Source organism: Methylotuvimicrobium buryatense 5G (genome assembly GCF_000341735.1).
Classification (GTDB): Bacteria; Pseudomonadota; Gammaproteobacteria; order Methylococcales; family Methylomonadaceae; genus Methylotuvimicrobium; species Methylotuvimicrobium buryatense.
In genome coordinates this window covers 3,837,209-3,856,374 of record NZ_KB455575.1, presented here as the reverse complement: position 1 = coordinate 3,856,374, position 19,166 = coordinate 3,837,209, and the positions used below count along the sequence as shown (strand labels likewise).

At 49.8% G+C, this 19,166-nt stretch carries 9 protein-coding genes (2 of these 9 running past the window's edge); 7 read left to right on the top strand and 2 right to left on the bottom strand.

The window, feature by feature from the left end:
• The 5 genes from METBU_RS28215 to METBU_RS24585 form a co-directional block, all read left to right on the top strand.
• Positions 1-2,016 (top strand): hypothetical protein (locus METBU_RS28215; protein WP_017841834.1); only part of this gene is annotated, 2,016 nt, incomplete at its 5' end.
• Positions 2,017-2,208: 192 nt separating this feature from the next.
• On the top strand, positions 2,209-2,799 hold the full coding sequence (locus METBU_RS0117360; RefSeq protein ID WP_017841833.1) for a hypothetical protein: 591 nt from the start codon (positions 2,209-2,211) through the stop codon (positions 2,797-2,799).
• A gap of 185 nt (positions 2,800-2,984) precedes the next feature.
• On the top strand, positions 2,985-4,826 hold the full coding sequence (locus METBU_RS0117355; RefSeq protein WP_017841832.1) for a glycoside hydrolase family protein: 1,842 nt from the start codon (positions 2,985-2,987) through the stop codon (positions 4,824-4,826).
• Between the two features lie 164 nt (positions 4,827-4,990).
• The gene (locus METBU_RS0117350) at positions 4,991-5,509 is read left to right on the top strand and encodes a class I SAM-dependent methyltransferase (RefSeq protein ID WP_014150113.1); all 519 of its coding nucleotides are present in this window, start codon (positions 4,991-4,993) and stop codon (positions 5,507-5,509) included.
• A gap of 443 nt (positions 5,510-5,952) precedes the next feature.
• Positions 5,953-7,419, top strand: a complete 1,467-nt coding sequence (locus METBU_RS24585) for an O-linked N-acetylglucosamine transferase, SPINDLY family protein (RefSeq protein WP_017841831.1) — start codon at positions 5,953-5,955, stop codon at positions 7,417-7,419.
• Between the two features lie 93 nt (positions 7,420-7,512).
• Here METBU_RS24585 and METBU_RS0117340 read toward each other — a convergent pair whose 3' ends face one another.
• Positions 7,513-8,295 (bottom strand): Bax inhibitor-1/YccA family protein, encoded by a 783-nt coding sequence (locus METBU_RS0117340; RefSeq protein WP_014150115.1) that lies wholly within the window; start codon positions 8,293-8,295, stop codon positions 7,513-7,515.
• Between the two features lie 277 nt (positions 8,296-8,572).
• Positions 8,573-9,526 carry an IS1595 family transposase gene (locus tag METBU_RS0117335; RefSeq protein ID WP_017841829.1) on the bottom strand — a complete coding sequence of 318 codons (954 nt, stop codon included), beginning with the start codon at positions 9,524-9,526 and terminating at the stop codon, positions 8,573-8,575.
• A 717-nt stretch (positions 9,527-10,243) separates the two neighbouring features.
• Here METBU_RS0117335 and METBU_RS0117325 point away from each other — a divergent pair.
• Positions 10,244-19,166, top strand: partial view of a DUF4347 domain-containing protein gene (locus METBU_RS0117325; RefSeq protein ID WP_017841827.1) — the 5' portion only. 11 nt of this gene lie beyond the right edge of the window; the window shows 8,923 of its 8,934 coding nt (coding positions 1-8,923); the start codon lies at positions 10,244-10,246; the stop codon falls past the right edge of the window.
• On the top strand, positions 19,143-19,166 hold part of the coding region annotated (locus tag METBU_RS24580; RefSeq protein ID WP_144053590.1) for a VCBS domain-containing protein (this coding region is incomplete at its 3' end). Its footprint extends 6,896 nt past the window's final position; 24 of 6,920 annotated nt are visible. The genes METBU_RS0117325 and METBU_RS24580, both read left to right, overlap by 35 nt.

Sequence of the window (19,166 nt, the reverse complement as noted above, 5' to 3'; positions counted from 1 at the left end):
ACGGATACCGATACCGATACCGATACCGATACCGATACAGACACGGATTCCGACACCGACACGGATACTGACACCGATACGGACTTGGATACCGATACAGACACGGACACGGACACGGATACCGATACCGATACCGATACCGATACCGATACCGATACCGATACCGATACAGACACGGATTCCGACACCGACACGGATACTGACACCGATACGGACTTGGATACCGATACCGACACGGATACGGATACGGATACGGATACGGATACGGATACCGACACGGACACGGACACGGACACCGATACAGACACGGATACCGATACTGACACGGATACTGACACGGATACGGATACGGATACGGACACAGATACCGACACGGATACGGATACCGATACGGACACCGATACCGATACGGATACCGACACCGACACCGACACCGACACAGATACGGACACCGATACGGACTTGGATACCGACACGGACACCGATACCGATACCGATACCGATACGGATACGGATACGGATACCGATACGGATACGGATACGGACACGGATACCGATACCGATACAGACACGGATACCGATACCGATACTGACACGGATACGGATACGGATACGGATACCGATACGGACACCGATACCGATACGGATACCGACACGGATACCGATACGGACACCGATACCGACACGGACACCGATACCGACACGGATACCGATACCGACTCAGATACCGATACCGACACGGATACGGATACCGACTCAGATACGGATACGGATACGGATACGGATACCGATACCGACACGGATACCGATACCGATACGGATTCCGATACAGACACGGACGATGACTGCGAATTGCCTCACGCAATTTCGTATATTGCCTACAAACTAGATACTGGAAAAACTAGTGGGATAAGAAAAGTCGAGTTTCCAAGTAGCCCTGAATTTAGCAATGTTGCTATCGCCGTATCATTGGCCGAATTTATTGAAAATAATACGGAATGGGGCGAAGTAACTGATATCATCATCAAAGCCGGACCGGGGCATTACGACCAAACAGGACAATCGACTACTACCGATGGTTGGACGACTAATCCTGGAGGCCAAGTTATTGGGCGTACTTTCTCGCTTCAACACTTTATCGATCTAGGTTTCGATGCCGATCCGGATAACAGTTGCATTACAGATGGAGAGACTCAAGAGTATGCGGCTGTAAGTATGATGAATGAAACGATTACTACTTATGAAGTTAGCGATAACGAAGTAATACAGGTTGAGGAAACCACTTTTGATGAAGAGTTTTCGGGCGAAGAAATTGATCCCACTGCAGAAGACGAGGATTCGACCGAAGAAAAAGAGGAGTCCACCGATGATGAAGATGTGACTGAGGATGAACAATCTGATGAGGTCGATCAAGATTTGTCTGACGGTGAAGACACCACTGACAATGAAGAACCGGATAATTCCGATCATACCCCGGATGACCACGAGCCAGATCAGGATGAAGAAAGCAAAATGCCTGAAGAAGGCTCTACTGCTGATGAAACCGACGAGTCCGCCAAAACTCAAAATGTCATTAACAACGAAGAACCTGATAATGGTGATGAAGAGGATTCCGATCAGGATAACAATGGCAACAGGCAAGGCAACAATGGTCACGGCAACGGCGATCAAGATGCTCCTGGCAATTCCGGAGACAACAATAATGCTGAAAACAGCGACAACTCCGGCCAAGGCAACAGCGGCGGCAATAGGCAAGGCAACAACGGTCATGGTAACGGCGACCAAGATGCCCCGGGCAATTCCGAAGACAACAATAATGCAGAAAACAGCGATAACTTCGATCAAGGCAACAACAGCGGCAAGACTTTAAGTCTCGAAGACCTGTTGGATGATGGAGACGATTTGTTCATGAGCGATAACGACCCTAGAACTTCTAGCGCCGATATGGACGACCCGCTTAATCCTTTTGAAAACGGCTTCGATTTACCCGATAGCCTAGAACCGGATCCGGAATAATTAATGACCTTGTAAGCTCATATTCCGTAGTCGATCATTCTGAAAAGTTAATGGTCGCCTGCGGAGTCCATGCGATTATTGACTAGCACCATTCAATTGGAATATTGCGAATTATCTCGCAGATAATCCGGCCACGCCTTGATAGGTTCTCTAGTTGTAAACCAATTCGTTACTTCATACATGGGAGATTAAATGATAATCCAGCATCGGTTCTACAAATGTACGGCATTGATCGCGTTGTTAATCTTCATGGCATTCATTCCTGCCAAAGCTGCGTTGATATCCGATTTTACCGGTCCGTATAGCCCGGCTAATTGGACGACAACCACTGGCAGTAATGGCTACATTGCTTTCAACGACTTCAGTTCTGTGACATTAACATCATCCGATCAAGGAATTTCAGGAAATCAAGATCAGATCAATGTCGACCTCACTATCATGGCGGCCGCTTCCGGTTTTGTCTCATTCTATTGGTCCTATAAAACACTCGATATCGATAAAGACCCCATATGGGATCCATTCGGCTATTTGCACAACGATGTCTTTTTCCTGCTCACTGACGACCAAGGCGATCTTATACAAACGGGCCAAACCCGCTTCTTCGTCAATGCAGGCGATATTTTCGGATTTCGACAAAAAACCAAAGACGATCAATTCGGCGCTGGAGTTACAACAATCAGTCAATTCAGCGTGCAGGTGCCTGAACCTCATATTTCGGTTCTATTGAGCCTGGGGTTAGCCTGCTTTCTTTTAACTTATTCGCGTCGGCTAAAAAGAAGTTGACAGGCTACATCATCGACTTTCATCGCTTCGATAAACTCCAGAGAAAAGCCCAATAAAATACACGCGATAAACCATCCCAAACTAATGAGCCGCTCCGAGCGGCTCATTCCTGCTTTGTGGACCGACAGACTCTAAGTCTGTCCAAAAAAACAATCAAACCACCCTTCGATGCACAAAACTCACTCATGGCAGATCAAAACCGAGCATTTCATAGCAAAACGGACTTTTCGGCGGAACATCGGTTATTGAAGGACATCCGTCAGGCATTAATTTCCGGAGAGAGCGCTTTTTCAACGACTGACCTTGACTTGCCATTCGATCCGGTTATTTCGCAGATTTACATTTCGCTGTTTCAACGAGGTTTGAAACCGATACGCTGGGGGGCTAGAAGAGCAACGATCGAAGCTACATTGCAACGTATCGTTGAAAAACTCAAAACCAACCCTGCTCTTTCCGACTTTGCCGTTCAAGACGCCAATCAATGCCGGATTTTGTTTGAGATGGTGACCGAAGAGCGCCCGTGCCCACTGAAATCGTTAACCGGGTCGACGTTTTGCGACAGCCGTTTCGAGCCGGGCATTACCGGCATCAAATACGAATATAAAGGCGTATTACGCTACTTTATGCCGACCGACGCCGTCGTGCATAGCATCATGTCCGTTTCGCAACTGCTGCGCTTCCTCGCGAAAAAAACCGGCATCGCGAAACAATCCAACCGGTTTTCAGTTCGCGAAAAACTGATGCGAAGCGAACCGATATCTTCTAGCCTGATCAAAAGTATTGCGTTCATCAGCTATACCGATCGAGAAATCTTACCGCTCTATCGCGGTTATCCGATTAGCAAAGTTCGATTCGACAAAGAAACCTTGCTTGAAAGTACATTGAAAAGCATCGATTGGCTCGTCGCCAACATGTACGATGACGGCAGTTTTTTGTATTTTTACGACGCTTATCAAGATACGAAAGTAGACTTCGACCACCCCAAAATGGCCGATCCTTTGTATAACAACATATTGCGTCATTGCGGCGGAACTATCTCGCTGTTGCGCGGTTATGAATTGACCGGACGCAACGATTATCTCGAAGCCGCTGGCCATTCGATGCAATATCTGTTTTCGACACTCAGAGAACACGAGTGGCAAGGACGCTACGCCTGCTATCCGTTCGACAATAAAAAATCGAAACTCGGCGGCGCGGGCGTTGCACTAGTCGCGCTGATGCATTATTACCGGCATACCGGCGATGAAGCCTATCGACTCACTATCGACGGTCTCGTTCGACATATTCTGTCTCGAATCGCCGACGACGGCGAAATGATCGGTTATTACATTCACCCGTTATTCAATCAAGGCCAGCCAATCATCGACCCGCCCGATGATATCAAAAGACAATTATTCTCTTTTTATTATCCGGGCGAAGCCTTATTGGGACTGGCTCTATACTACCAGTGGATCGATCGGATCGATGACGATTTAAAAAAAGAAGTCGCCGAAAAAAGCGAAAAAGCGCTGGATTTTTTAGTGGACATCCGGCCCGTAAAATACAAGGAATTGTTTTTGGAGTTACCCGCCGATGCTTGGCTAATGCAAGCGATCGAGGAATGGGTTAAGGTCGAAGGATTTCGCAAAAATAGCTATATCGACTTTGTGTTTAATGATGCGGATGCCATGATCGAACATAGTTATACAGATGAGAACTCGCCCTATTTAGATTATGCTGGAGGCTTCTATTATTACTATGGCGACCATGTTTATCACGACGGTTCGCGTTGCGAGGGCTTAATTGCCGCATATTATCTGTCGACCTATCTGGGGGAACAGAAGCGTGCAGACAAAATAATGGCGGCAATGATCGCGTCCGCCAAGGGCCTTATGTATACCCGACATACAGCGGAATCGACATATGCGCATTTATATCCGGAAAAAAGCATAAACAGCTTTCGTTTTAAACTAACTCGTCAATGGGTTAGGGTCGACTCGGTACAGCATACAGCTTGTTTTTATTCAAGGTTATACTTCGTGATGTAAGGTCGAATTTCCGACTTAGAGAGCAAATACGACCAAAGTGCTTTTCTGTTGGGTCACATTATTGGCGCAAATATCCTGTAGCCCTCTAACAGGCACTTCGGAGCAGAATTTGATTTGCAAAGAAAATAATGAAGTATTTTCAGTAGTTCTGGAGGCGTGTGTTAATGGCAAGCAAACTACATATCGGCGGCACGAAAAGAAAAGCGGGATGGGAGATATTCAATATTGTAAAAACCGACCATGTCGACCATGTGGGTAATGCCAATGATTTATCTCGTTTTGCGGATAACACATTTTCTGCAATCTATGCTTCCCATATTTTGGAACATTTCAGCTATATTAGCGATCTACAGGAAGTTTTAAAAGAGTGGTTTAGAGTTTTACTTCCCGGTGGAAAAATTTATCTTAGTGTCCCGGATCTAGATACATTGGCCACCCTGCTGGTCGATAAAAGCCTAAGTTTTAAAGATCGGTTTTATGTGATGAGAATGCTCTACGGAGGGCAAACGAATGCATACGATTTTCATATGGTAGGCCTTAACGAAGATTTTTTAAGGTTTTATTTAACAAAGGCCGGGTTTAAAAGTATTACGAGAGTCGAAAGATTCGGCATTTTCAACGATACGAGCAATAAGCAGTTTTTAAACCGGCCGATTAGCTTGAATATGACAGCCCTTAAATAACAGCAATTCCCAGTTTGAGCGTAAGTATTCAGTCCCCCTCTTTGAAAAAGAGGGGCTAGGGGAGATTTTTTAAATAAATCCCCCTTTTTCAAAGGGAGATGCCAACAATACGCCTGGATTGCGGTAATTTGCCAACGGGGTCTGAATACTTACGTTTAAGCAGTTTCGCCGATTTTAGGGTGTAGGGTATGCCTGTCGAGGAACGCCGTAAACCCATCCATGGGGGCTTGGCGGCAGCTCCCTGCTGCCGACATCCTCGCCAAGCATACCCCACACCCTTTTTGATCTCCAAATTGGGAATTGCTGCCTTAAATAAACTGTAATCGTTTAGCCAATTTATAATGCCGATTTGTCTTGAATATCGGCTAGTCACCTGCGCCCCTACTAAATGGCACCATAAAAAAATTAGGGGACTAAACAAGGCAATCAGGTAGGAAACAATAATGTCGGATTCATTTAAAAATGTGTTTGCGCAGGGAGTTGCTGCATTTGAGCAAGGTAACTATGACGAAGCCGCTGCTTTTTTAAAACAAGCAAAGAGCATGAACACGGATGACTCGCGTGTTTTTCGCGTGCTAGGCAATTGCTTGCGTCTGCTTGGCAAGGTCGATGAAGCTATTTCAGTATATCGAGAAGGATTGCAAATCAAATACGATTTAAATACGCATCAACGTTTAATCAATACCTTAAATTACAGTGACGAGCCTCCTTCGTTAGTTGCCCTAGAGCATAAAAAATGGGCCGAAGCATATACAAATCACTACGTTTTAAAATATAAACTTTCGCTTAAGCCACGCAGTAAACATTTAAAAATTAGAATCGGCTATGTGTCTCCGGATTTTAATGCTCATCCGGTGGCTTATTTTTTGTTGCCTATTATTCAAAATCACAATAAGGACATTTTTGAAATATTCTGTTATGCCAATATTAATCAAGAAGATGGTGTGACTCATCAATTTAAACTGGCCGCCGATCGATGGATCGATATTCGACACATGTCTACAGTACAGTTGTTCGATCAAATTCAACAGGACGCTATCGATATTTTAATCGACGTGGCAGGCCTGACCAGCGGTAATCGGTTAGATGTATTTGCTTTACGGGCAGCCCCCGTCCAAGTGACTTATTTAGGGTATCCCGGCACAACAGGTTTAAAAACAATGGATTATCGCCTTGTTGACTCGATCAGCGACCCTCAAAACGTCTCAGACGAGTGGCATTCAGAAAAACTGTATCGCTTGCCAGATTGTTTTTTATGCTTTCGTCTGCCCCCTGAAAATTTGAAAATAAATGATGCGCCGTGTCAATCAAATAGTTTTGTGACCTTCGGTACGTTCAATAAAATTTCAAAAATCACAGATAGAACGATTGCTTTATGGGTACAAATCTTACAGGCCGTTCCTGATTCCAAATTTGTGCTGAAGGGGAGAGGTTTTGAAAAGAAAGTTGAACAGAATCGTATCAAGAAACGTTTTGCCTCTGCCGGTTTAGAACAGATAGACAGACTAGTATTGTACGGATTCTCGCCAAAAAGATCAGAGCACTTATTGCTGTATAACGAACTGGATATTGCACTTGATACTTTTCCTTACAACGGCACCACAACAACGATGCAGGCTATTTTTATGGGTGTGCCGGTCATTGCTTTAGACGGTAAATCACATGTCGCAAGAGTCTCGCAATCCATATTAAGCGCAATAGGCGCAAATGAATTAGTCGCAATGGATGAAGAAGACTATTTCTTAAAGGCGGTACATTTGGCGAACGATAAAGAACGCATCGCGCATTATAAAAAAGAGCTACGTTCGATGCTTGAAGATTCACCGATTAGGAATGAAATGAATTTTATTGCAAACCTGGAAGAAGCTTACAGAAGAATGCTTCGAGAAAAACAACTAAGGATTTGGTAAAAAATTACTTCCCTGTTTTTAAAATGTAGGGACAATAATAGGCAATCGAACACGGGCCGACGAGAGCCTGTTGTCACATTTCCCGTTTATCCCTCATCGTCTAGCATTTGCAATCAGCCTCAGAACCGAAATGTACATCCACACTAAGGTCACTAGCATGCCCAGTCCCAAGTACCAGCGCATCCACGAAGGTTGAGCGCGTTGTATAGCATTGTCTATACGACGAAAATCGACTAGTAAATTTAACGATGCGGTCACGACGATAAAGCCAAACCAAAGCATCCCGCCCACACCGGCACCATGCAAAAAAGGCAAGGGCACACCGGCAAGCAATGCGGTAAATCCCACCAAATAAACCAGCGCGATAGTAGCCGTCGCGGCGTAAATCAGCACAAAAAGTTTTCGCGTTACTTTAATCACACCGGTCGCATACAACGCATACATTACCAAAGCGATGCTGAATGTCACAACCAAAGACTGTACGGCAATGCCAGGAAAGCGTTGTTCAAGTGAAAGCGCCAATCCGCTCATGAACACCCCGCCCGCTAAGGCATATAACGGCGCGGTTACAGACGCCCAGTGCCGATAAAAAGCGGTCAGTAATACCAAACTAAAGCCGAAAACGCCGCCGCCGAAGCCGATATTACGAACGATGTTCGCGACTACTTTGTCATTGCTCGCAATGCTCGGATAAAAATAAGCCGCCATCGCCAGTGCAGCCAATAAACTGAGCGTAAATAAAAGCCCCAGAGAAAACATCTGTTGCCGAAGAGAAAGCCTGAAAACCGGTTGCTCAGTTGGGGAAGAAATGGGTTTAAAGCTTCGAGGTAAATTCAATAATGGGCTACCCAGTCCCAAAGTTCTCGGTAATGCCATAAGTCGCGTACCTTGTCATAATCAAATCAGCATTTTAGCCATAGATTTGATAAAGTCTCAATAACACATGCGACAACTATGTTGACATTTACCGGTACATAACAGGCAAGTAATATATCCCCACAGGTGTGGGGATCGCTTGGTCTTTGTTTCTGTCTTGATGCTGAAATTGCGGTTCATCCCCACGGGCGTGGGGAACTCCAGACGTGCAGCTATAGAAGCAGAGGCGCGGAACGGTTCATCCCCACGGGCGTGGGGAACGCATAACATTACCTGATTAGCAAGATGCTTCAGCTTGCCGAAGCCAATAATCCGAGCGGGGTCCAGTCGTAGCCGCAGCCACGATAAGGCGCGTAGTAATGGTATCGAGTCGGAAGCGCCGGTTAAAGCGGTACGCGAACGCACCTAAGTAACGGGTGCCGTATTTTGCGAAATCGAAAGCATGGTAGGCGCCACCTAGACTGGTTTTGAGATTGCCCAGTACCGTATTGATCCAACAGAACTCAGGCAGGTCTTTGGGTTTCCGACCACCGGCGACGGTTACCTGGTGTTGACAATCGGCATCGGTCACGCCGGCAAAACAGGCCAAGCCGTCGGACCGCACGACACAACCGGGGCTGAGATCGCCTTGTGCCCAATTGGCAATGGCTTTACGGGTAAAACCCGGAATCGGCGCCATTTTGATAAACCTCGGCTGTCCCTCGGGGCTGAGCGAGAGCGCCGCGACAAAGGGCACCTTATTCTCAGAGCCGCGCCCGGCCTTACCGCCAGCCAATTCGCCACCGAGATAGGCATCGTCCACCTGAACTTCGCCGTCCAAGGTGTACCGGGCATCCCGTTCGACCATCGCTTGCATCAGTTTCTGTTGGATCAGCCAAGCGGTAGGGTAACTGACGCCCAACTGCCGTTTCAAAGCCAGGGCGGACAAACCGGTCTTGGCCTGGCTGATCAAGTAGATCGCCAGAAACCAGGTCGTCAGTTTAAGGTGGGTACTCTGGAATAAAGTGCCCGCAATCAGCGATGTCTGTAATCGGCAGGACCGGCATTGGAAGGTTTTGCGTCCGCCTGATTTAAGCACATAGTGTTCGGCATGACCGCAGTCGGGGCAGCGAAAGCCTTGGGACCAGCGGGACTGTTCTAAACTGTCTTCACATTGCGCTTCGGTGCCGAATTGCGCTAAAAAAGCAGGCAGTGACAGGCCTGCTTGAAACTGGATTTTATTCATGGCCATGAGCTGGACTCCTTGCTAATTAAGTGGCCAGTATGCGCCTTCTAGCCAAGAATATTCTGGTTTTTGGGCTTTAGCTGAAGCATCTTGCTAATCAGGTAATGCGTTATACTCAGAAAACGGCTAACTTTCTGAAGGTATGGGGTGTGGCTAGCGAGGATGTTGGCAGCAGGGCAGATTTTTGCTCCTCGGCAATTGCACCTGCATTGCCCTACCTCCTGCATCCTTGCAGTCGTCGGCAACTGCTCCTGCGTTGCCCTGCATCCTTGTAGTCGTCGGCAATTGCTGAGTTACATGGATGTAATGAATGCAGAAAATGCAGGAGCATTTTTCTGCCCTGCATCGCCTAAAGCACCTACTGTTGGTGCCCTAATACACACCATCCGTGGCGATCGCAAAGGCTTTGCCAGCATGGAGCTGGCATAGAGTCTCTACATGGACGTATTCTCGGCGTCCTTTGACGGGCACTCCGGATCCGAATTTTGATCTTTGAATAGTTATATGCGAAACTCTGTGCAACGCCATTACGATTATCATGGTTTTGTCGAGCGTGACAAGAATAGTATTCGTCAACCATAAGTGGTCAATCGATTCAAAAGCAGAGACCATAGACACCGACAGGCACAAAGTAAGCACGATCATCAACCAAAATCCATCTCTTGGCAGACTGAATCGCCTATTAAAAATAAACAGTAATTAACACACAAGGCACGCACCGTTATGAACGATATGAACACACCTGAAGCAAACGCAAATCTACCCCGTGTCATTTATTTCATCGATAACAGTCTTTATGATATCGATATACTTGTAGCGGGCCTTCCCGAAAATGCGATTTATCAAGTAATTGATTCGGGGGCGGACGGGCTTGACCAGATAATGACGACTTTGGAGCATCACGGCGAATTCGATGCGATCCACATCATCAGCCACGGCCAACCGGGCGCCATTCAGCTCGGCAACAGCCTGATTGACCGGTCGACACTGACTGAAAGATCCGCTGATTTTGAACATCTCGGCAGTTTTATCAGTGAAAATGGCGATATTTTATTGTATGGCTGTAATGTGGGCGAAGGCGATGAAGGTCATGCTTTTGTTCACGAACTGGCACAACTGACCAACGCCGATGTTGCTGCTTCCCTAGACGCCACCGGCCCGAGTGTATTGGGGGGTAACTGGGTGTTAGAACTCAGTACCGGCGAAATCGCTGTGGATGGTTTTTTATCTAACGAGGCGATGGAAGCCTATAGCGGCTTGCTCGCCACGGCACCCGGAATCTTCAACAACCAATATGTCAAGTTTGGCTATAGCGCCAATGGTACCTTTGGTTTTGGTGGAAACACCAAGCCCGGGATTCAGTATGACCCTGAAGGTAGTTTTGGTTTTCTTGATACGGCAGATTACCTCACTCCCGGCTCACCTTGGGAAATGTTTTCGGTTCGAGTGGGCTCCTCGACTTTTGTCAACAACAACACCAGTCCTACAGGTGGTCAAATCACCACCACAATTAACAGCGCAGCGTCATCGATTCAAACCAGCGGCTCGGGCAGCACCGCTAAAACCTTCGGTGAATTGGTGTTTGAAAGCACGTTCAGTAGCGTGCCCGGTCTCAAGATGACCCAAGTCTATTCTTTGGGTGAGAATGAACGCGTTATCAGTATCCGTGTGACGTTCGAGAATACCGGTAGCTCTTCGATATTCGATGTGCGCTATGCGCGTGCTATTGACCCGGACGTGGACTCCAATGGCCTGCCGGGATCAACGACCAACACACTGAATGTTCGCGGAGCAGATGGTATTCCGGAAACGGATATTGTTCTAGGTACCGGTCCGGTCAGCGGACGGGTTATCGGTCTGTACAGCAATACGTCCTTGGAGAGTAACGCCGGTGTTACCGGCTGGACGACCGATCCGAATACCTATTTAAATGGCGGAGACGAGTTTCGCGACGGCGCTACCCGTGACGATACGATTGGTCTTGGCATCAATGTCGGCAACTTAGCGGCCGGTCAATCCGTGAGTTTCTCGCTGGCCTATGTATTTGCCGCAAGCGCTGCCGACCTTCAGGAAACCATTGAGGAGGTTCCTGCCTCCAACCAGGCGCCGATACTCGATGCGTACGATGCAGTCGTGACCCAGGGTGACGAAGATACCGAAATTACGGTTACCTTCGCTCATCTAAGCGGTAAAGCCTCGGATCCGGACGGGAAGGTTGATGCCTTCAAGGTGACCGAAGTTAACAGCGGTACGCTGCGTATCGGAACCAGCCCGGAAGATGCGGAACTGTGGGCTGTTGGCTCCAACGATCAGATTACCTCCGCGCACAATGCGTATTGGACGCCGAATCAGGATGTCAATGGCACCTCCATTCCCGCCTTCAAGGTTCGCGCAGTAGATGATGAAGGGGCGCTGTCAGCGGCGACGCGCGACGTCCCAGTGCAAGTCCTTCCGGTCAATGACCGTCCGGATCTCGCCGGCACTGTCGTTGAAATGCCGAAACTGTTGGAAGATCCAACCGTTAATAACGGCCAAACGGTTGAAAGCCTGTTTGCACCGCGATTCACCGATGTCGATGCCGGTGACACCCCGAATTTGACCGGCAATTTTGCCGGCATCGTCATTACGGCTAATTCCGAAACTATCATTGGCCAATGGCAGTACACCACGGATGGCACTAACTGGTTCAATGTCGGCACCGTTTCCACAGAGTTTGGCCTGGTGTTGGCACCGACCGCCATCCTGCGCTTTGCCCCGAACCCAGACGCCTACGGCATTCCCGAGCCGCTAATCGTCTGGGCGCTCGACAATTCGTACGGCGCCGGTTTTAGCAGCGGTGAAACCCGCGTCACATTCGATACCGTCAGTCCTGCCGAAGACGGACCGCTCAGTAACAACAGCCTAACCGTCGCAATTGAAGTGATCCCGGTCAACGACTCGCCGGTATTCACCAGCGGTGCGCCGACCGCGACGATTACCGAAACCGCCGCTAACGATACTTCGGTCGGTGAGGGCGTCACCTTAACGGCCGGCGCAAATTCGGATGTTATCGACAATCAATTGACCGGCACACTGACCGCAACCGATGTTGATAATGATGATAACACGCTTGTGTTCAGTATCCGTGGCGGCGGAAAAGCGGAGTCGACCTGGAGTAAAGTCGGTCTTTTCGGTACGTTAACCCTCAATGAGCATACCGGACAGTGGAGTTATGAAGCCACCAACTTCAATGCGATCAATGCGCTGCCGGAAGGTGCGGTTGTTAACGAAGTCTTCGATTTTCGCGTCACTGATCCAGAAGGCGCTTCGTCGATCCAACAACTAACCATCACCTTGACCGGTACCAACGACACGCCGATTTTGGCATCCGCAATTGGGGATCAAGCACTCAGTGGAACCGGCGACTGGTTTTATCAAATTCCTGCGGCGACGTTCACCGATGCTGAGGGCATGGGCTTGACTTATACGGTTAGAGTCACGCATGTCAACGGCGCCGAAGTCGATTATTCCATTACCGACACAGTAACCCCCAATGCTGACGATACCGCCGGTCTCGCCTCTAATTGGCTGACCTTCGACGAAGCCAGCCGCAGTTTCAGTGGCAACCCGCCTTTAAGCTGGGGCAATCAATCACTGACTTTCGAAGTCACCGCCAGCGACGGCAGCCTTAGTGCCACCGACACTTTTACGCTGAACATCAGTGCGAATGAGAACCAACCGCCGGTCGTAGATAACCCATTGACCTGGGCTGCGGTGAACGCGCCGAAGGAAATCACTTCCGTGACTTTTGACGGCATGCTGGGCGGGCAGGCGATCCGATTTGACGGCAGCGGACCGATTGTACTCGGCAGCACAGCCGGCGCGAATGAGGTTGCAGCGGCGGTCGCAGCCGAGATCACGGCCTCTTCCGGCCTATACGATGTCACGTCATCAGACGGCGCCAACGTTCGCCTCACCGCTAAAGAAGCCGGCGAGCGGGCTGAATTTACCAACGGCACCGTCATCATTGACGACGTCGGTCGCTACACCGTCACGATAGTTCAAGAAGGCGCTGAGGCTGTAGCCGAGCAGGTATCAGTCCAGTTTCACGAGGTAGCAGGCGCCCAGACATTGGCCTTTGACGGGCAAACGATCACTATCAACGATTTAAATACTGCGGATATTGCAAGCGCTGTCGCGGCACAGGTCAACGGCAATGGCGAATGGAATGCCGCAGTTCACGAGACTTTCGCCGACACGATCATCTTCACCGCACGCACCCCGGGCGCGCGCGACTCCCTGACGGCAGCAGACTTCAATGTTATCGTCGATAACTCCCTCGCCTCGCCCAGCGTCATCACCCAAGGCGGCAGTACGCTGATTTTTGAGATAACCGATGCACAAGCCGCAAATGCAAGCCTGTTCTCGTTAACCGCCGGTGACAGAACGGTTACTGACCTCGATATCTCCTCTGCTACTTCCGGCGCTGATTTGGCCGGTTTGATTAACACTGAGTTTGCTGGCACGCCCGTTTCTGCGGTTTGGGAAGGTAATCAACTGATAATTACCGATGCGGCGGGCGGTGCTTTTGGGGCGCCTGAGCTCAAGCTAGAAGATGATGTTGCGGCTATGTTTACCGATGATGGCACCGCCACCGAAGCGGTCGAAGTTACTTTTGCCAATGCTGAAGGCGCGACCCGTATCGTATTCGATGGCGTCGAAGTAAGCCTGACCGGTACCGAAACGGCGGCACAAGTCGCACAACAATTCCACGACGCATACAGTGCCGCGGCAGAAGGTACGCAATGGACGAGCGCCTATATTGAAAGCGGGACGACAGTCCAGTTAACAGCCAAAACCCCGGGCGCGGTTGCCGATTTGACCGTTGATGATTTTATCGTGACCGGCGACACCATAGCGGCTCCTGCCAATGCTTTCGTGCCTTCGCTTGAAGGACAAGATGCCAGGTTCGAAATCGTCGATTTGACCTTTATTGACGGTCCCTACGGCGGGGCAGAATTTTCGGTCGGCGATACTACTGTGGTTGCCGGCACAGCGGTTACAGGCGAACAAATCGCTGAAGCCATTAACGACGCGAGCCTGGCGAATTACACCGTGACCGAGCGTGACGGCGCGACGGTGACGCTGGAAGCAAACCAAGGCGGAGAGAAGACGGATTTAGGCACCGAAGAACTTGTTATCTACTCGACTCCTATATCGGTTGTTTCAGGTAATACCTATAAGCCTGATTATGCTCCTCGCCAAGGCACTTTCACGTTTAGCAACAGAACGGGCGAACCGGATTACTTGTTGGAATTTTTTGGGCGACACATTGACATCGCTGGAAATCAAACGCCTGCTCAGGTGCTTGCCCAGTTTGTATCCCAGCTACCTCTTATATATGACGGAGAAACATTCAAAAGTTACCACGTTAATAGCAATTGGAGCATTTATGTCGGCACGGGCTACAGCAACGCAAGCATAGGCCAATTCCTTCTCATAGAAAACATCAATGGCTCTACGTCAACTAATATCACGGCTACCGATTTTATTGCACGCAATGAAGTCGGCGCAGCCGGTACAGACATTAATGTCATTATCCAAGGCGACAGCTGGAGCTATACCATTCCTTCCGAAACCTTTAGCGACCCGGAAAACGACGCTCTGGTTTACAGCGCCTTTACGATCAATCCTGCTAATGGTGCGGCTACCCTGATCACTGATTCTCCGGCATTGAGTTTTTCCCCGGACACGCTGACGCTTTCGGGTAATGGCGCGGTACCCGCCAACCTGTTGATCGAAATCCGCGCCTTTGATGCCGTTTCGAATGGAACGGCGGCCAGTCAATTTCAGCTTATTGTCTATAACAACACACAAGATTCAGACCTTACCGTTGGTGTCATGCCGGCCAGCGTGCCTTTTGTTGATGGACCAGGCTCGGGTATCTACACGGTTCCGGCTAGAGCCTTCAATTTCCTCGGCGAGGAAGACAATGGACTAACCTATAGCGCGACCCTGGCCGATGACAGCGCGTTGCCTGCATGGCTGAGTTTCGATCCCGATACCGCGACTTTTAGCGGCAATCCACCGGCAGGTGAAGAAAATTTAAGCGTCAAGGTTACTGCGACCACAACAACCGGAACATCTGTATTCACAACCTTTACGCTGGCAATAATCAACCCGAACGATCCGTTGGCGCTGGTTACGCCTTTGCAAGATCAGCCGGGCGTGCCTGGGGGCGCGGTCAGTATCTTGTTCGACAAGCCTTTCATCGACCCGGATGGCTCGCCGACCGGCACGGCAACGACCGAAGGCATTAGCTATTCAGCAACTGCCAACGGACAAGCGCTCGACTCATTCGGTTTGAGCCTAATCGAAGTGACCGAGGGTGAAAATGCCGGAAAACTGCTGCTCAGCGGCACGGTGCCGGGCAATGCCGCTTACCTCAATATCGAGTTAACCGGCACCGAATCGACGGGAGGCAGTACCGCAACGACTTCGTTCACCCTGAATCTGGGCGGCACAGCCGAGGGCGCGTTACCCGGCGCGCTGTTGCCGAACAACGCCGGAGCCGTGGCGATTACCATTAACGAAGGGGCCGATCTTGGCGCGCCTAAATTAGGCGACACTTTGACCGCCACGGTGTCCGATGGCGATGGTTTCAATCCCGCCAATGTGATCTATCAGTGGCAAATTCAGGCGGATGACGTTTGGACTGACGTTGCCGGCGCACGCGGCAACGAACAATCGCTGACGCTCGCAACCACCGAAGTCGGCTTCCCGGTACGCGTTCAAGCGTTCTATACCGATAACGGCAATGTGGCGGAATCACCGATTTCCGATGCGCTTCCCGCTATCGATAATATCAATACTCCGGGAGAAATCACGATTGCAGGCACAGGCGCCAACGCCGGCACGAACTGGTCGGCAATTATCACCGATCCCGATGGTTTGTTTACGGCTACGCCTACATACCAGTGGCAGATTGCGGATACCGAGGGCGGTGACTTTACTAACATTCCGGGCGCAATTTTCAGTAGCTATACCTTAACCAGTGCCGATGGCGGCAAATGGATTCGGGTCATCACCCATTATACCGACGACTTTGGCGCGGAAGAGTCGAACATTACTTCGGTTCCTCGTAACGTCAATCTTTCAGCAATTGCTCCGGTTGCCAACAATCAGGAAGGCGAGGCGCAAGAAGAAGGGCACGAAGTTCCGGGCGAAAACGCAATTGGTAATTTGTTAGCTGACGAAGCGGCTACAGACGCTAATCCAGGACAGACCGAAACCCTGGTGATTTCTGCCGTTCGTGCCGGCAATATCGAAGGTATCGGTCGCCCCGCCAATGACGACGGCGATAGTTTTATTATTAGCGGCAACTATGGCGACCTAATCGTCAACAAAACCACCGGCGAATATACTTACATCGTTGCGCAAACCAATGAGTCTGTGGATGGTCTGAATGTCGGGCAAACACTCACCGAAGTCTTCAATTACACGGTACGCGATGTTGATGGCCTGACCGATACCGCCCTGCTGACCATCACGATCAACGGCGCCAACGATAAGCCGACCATTAGCGGTCAAGTAGACAGCGTTACCGTCGAAGAGGATGTTCCCACACAAATTCCGCTCGACGTGCTCTCCATTGTCGACCCGGACGATAACGCGCTCACGTTAACGCTTTCGGTCACGTCGGGTACTTTGCGCGTGGACACATTAGACACCGCAGTCGAGGTCGCAGGAAACGACACCGACACATTGGTTCTTAATGTCACTTCTAGCCCGGAAACTTTAATGGGCTGGTTGATTGATAATCCGATCTACTACGTTACGCCGATCAACGCCCCGAGCGGCGAAATCGCCGCATTGAGCTATACCATTGATGATGGTACAGGGGCGATTCCGGCAAGCGGCACAACAACTATTATCGCTACGCCCACTAACGATGCGCCAATACTTGATGCTGGCGGATCGGAGGCGGCGGGTATCCATGCGGTCGGCACGTTTAAACCGCGTGGTGATGCCGTAATCATTGCGCCGGCTCTTGAGTTGACGGATATTGACAGCCCAACCATGGGATCGGCAACTATCAGTTTAGTATCCGGCGCCCAAGACAATCAATTCGGTGTTTTTTATGAGTCTCTATCGCTAACCGCAGACGGCGTAAACGCTGCGTCAACGGCAGGATTGACAGTTTCATCAAGCCAAACGGCCGATGGCGCGGCGTTAACGATCAGCGGAATCGCTTCAGTAGAGGATTACCAAGCTATACTGCGCCAAGTGCAGTATAACAATGCCAATCCAAATGCTTTTGTCGGTGATCGAGAAATCACTTTTTCGGTTATCGATGCCGAAGGCGATGAGAGTAACACGGCGTTTATCACCACAACCGATGAAAATACCGATATCGCTGTAGGACAACGCATCTTCATTAACGATGTGGATTCCGGCGCTGTTATTGCGTTAAAAGTAGACAACCAAAATTTTGTGGCGAGCAGACCGTTGTCGCTTGAATCGGGTGACTCATTAAAATTTTATGATGCGGCAACGCAGCCCAAATTCGCTTTTGATTTAGAGGTAAATGTGGTTCTGGCAGAAACCGACGCGCCCATTACCGAGGCGGTTGTGGCGGGGCCAAGAGTCGCGACTGTGACCGTTTCGGTACCTTGGACGCCGGTCATCGATATGAACGGCCCATTACCCGGCCGCGATCATGACGTCACTTACATCGAAAAAGCCCCGGCTGTGGCTGTTGCGACTTCGAATTCGAGCATTGTCGATCAAGACGGTTTGATTCGAAACTTGACATTAACGCTAACCAATCCTTTGGATAACACCGAAGACTTAACCCAAGAATACCTGTCAGTAACACAAGCGACGCTCGACTGGCTGGCTCCTCGTGGGATTAGTATTGATACGGAAGCCAGTGATGGCGAAGCGGTTAGCGGCAGTGGTTGGACAAAAGCAACGACAATCACCTTTGTGGCTTCCGGTGACGGAGGAACCTCAACCAATTTCCAAGTCGCATTGCGCGGCGTGCGCTATCAAAACGACTCCACCGCGCCTAGTGTTGAGACACGCTATGTCGAAGCCAATGCCATCGATGTCGATGATAATGTCGGCGTCGGCGCCCAAACGATCATCAATTTGATTGCGGTGAATGATGCACCCGTCGGCATTGATAGCCAGGTCGCAGGAACTGAGGATGTGGTTTATCCGTTTGGCGTCACTGATTTTGGTTTCAGCGACCCGTGGGATAACGACGTGCATGAATTGGCTGCCGTTAAGATTAGCACGTTGCCCGAGTATGGCGTCTTACTGCTCGATAACGTACCTGTGAACGCCGGGGATTTTGTCAGCAGAGAACAACTGGAAGCGGGCTTGCTGACCTATAGCCCAGCGGCTAATATCAACGGTGATGCCGCTGCGAGCTTTACTTTTCAGGTCCAAGACAATGGCGGTACCGAAAACGGCGGCGTGGATCTGGATCCGACCCCCAGAACGTTGACGATCGACCTGGCGCCGGTCAACGATGCACCGGTGCTGACGGATGCGTTAAAAGCCGCGGCAACGATTACCGAAGACGAGGTGACTAACGCGGGTAATTTAGTATCCGCGCTGCTAGGCACCATCACCGATGTGGACACCGGCGAGCATGGCG

What these genes read in the sequence shown, in the direction of transcription:
- METBU_RS0117350 (WP_014150113.1), top strand. Translation starts at nt 4,991, where the DNA reads ATGGCAAGCAAACTACATATCGGCGGCACGAAAAGAAAAGCGGGATGG.
- METBU_RS0117335 (WP_017841829.1), bottom strand. Translation starts at nt 9,526, where the DNA reads ATGGCCATGAATAAAATCCAGTTTCAAGCAGGCCTGTCACTGCCTGCT.
- METBU_RS0117355 (WP_017841832.1), top strand. Translation starts at nt 2,985, where the DNA reads ATGGCAGATCAAAACCGAGCATTTCATAGCAAAACGGACTTTTCGGCG.
- METBU_RS24585 (WP_017841831.1), top strand. Translation starts at nt 5,953, where the DNA reads ATGTCGGATTCATTTAAAAATGTGTTTGCGCAGGGAGTTGCTGCATTT.
- METBU_RS0117360 (WP_017841833.1), top strand. Translation starts at nt 2,209, where the DNA reads ATGATAATCCAGCATCGGTTCTACAAATGTACGGCATTGATCGCGTTG.
- METBU_RS0117340 (WP_014150115.1), bottom strand. Translation starts at nt 8,295, where the DNA reads ATGGCATTACCGAGAACTTTGGGACTGGGTAGCCCATTATTGAATTTA.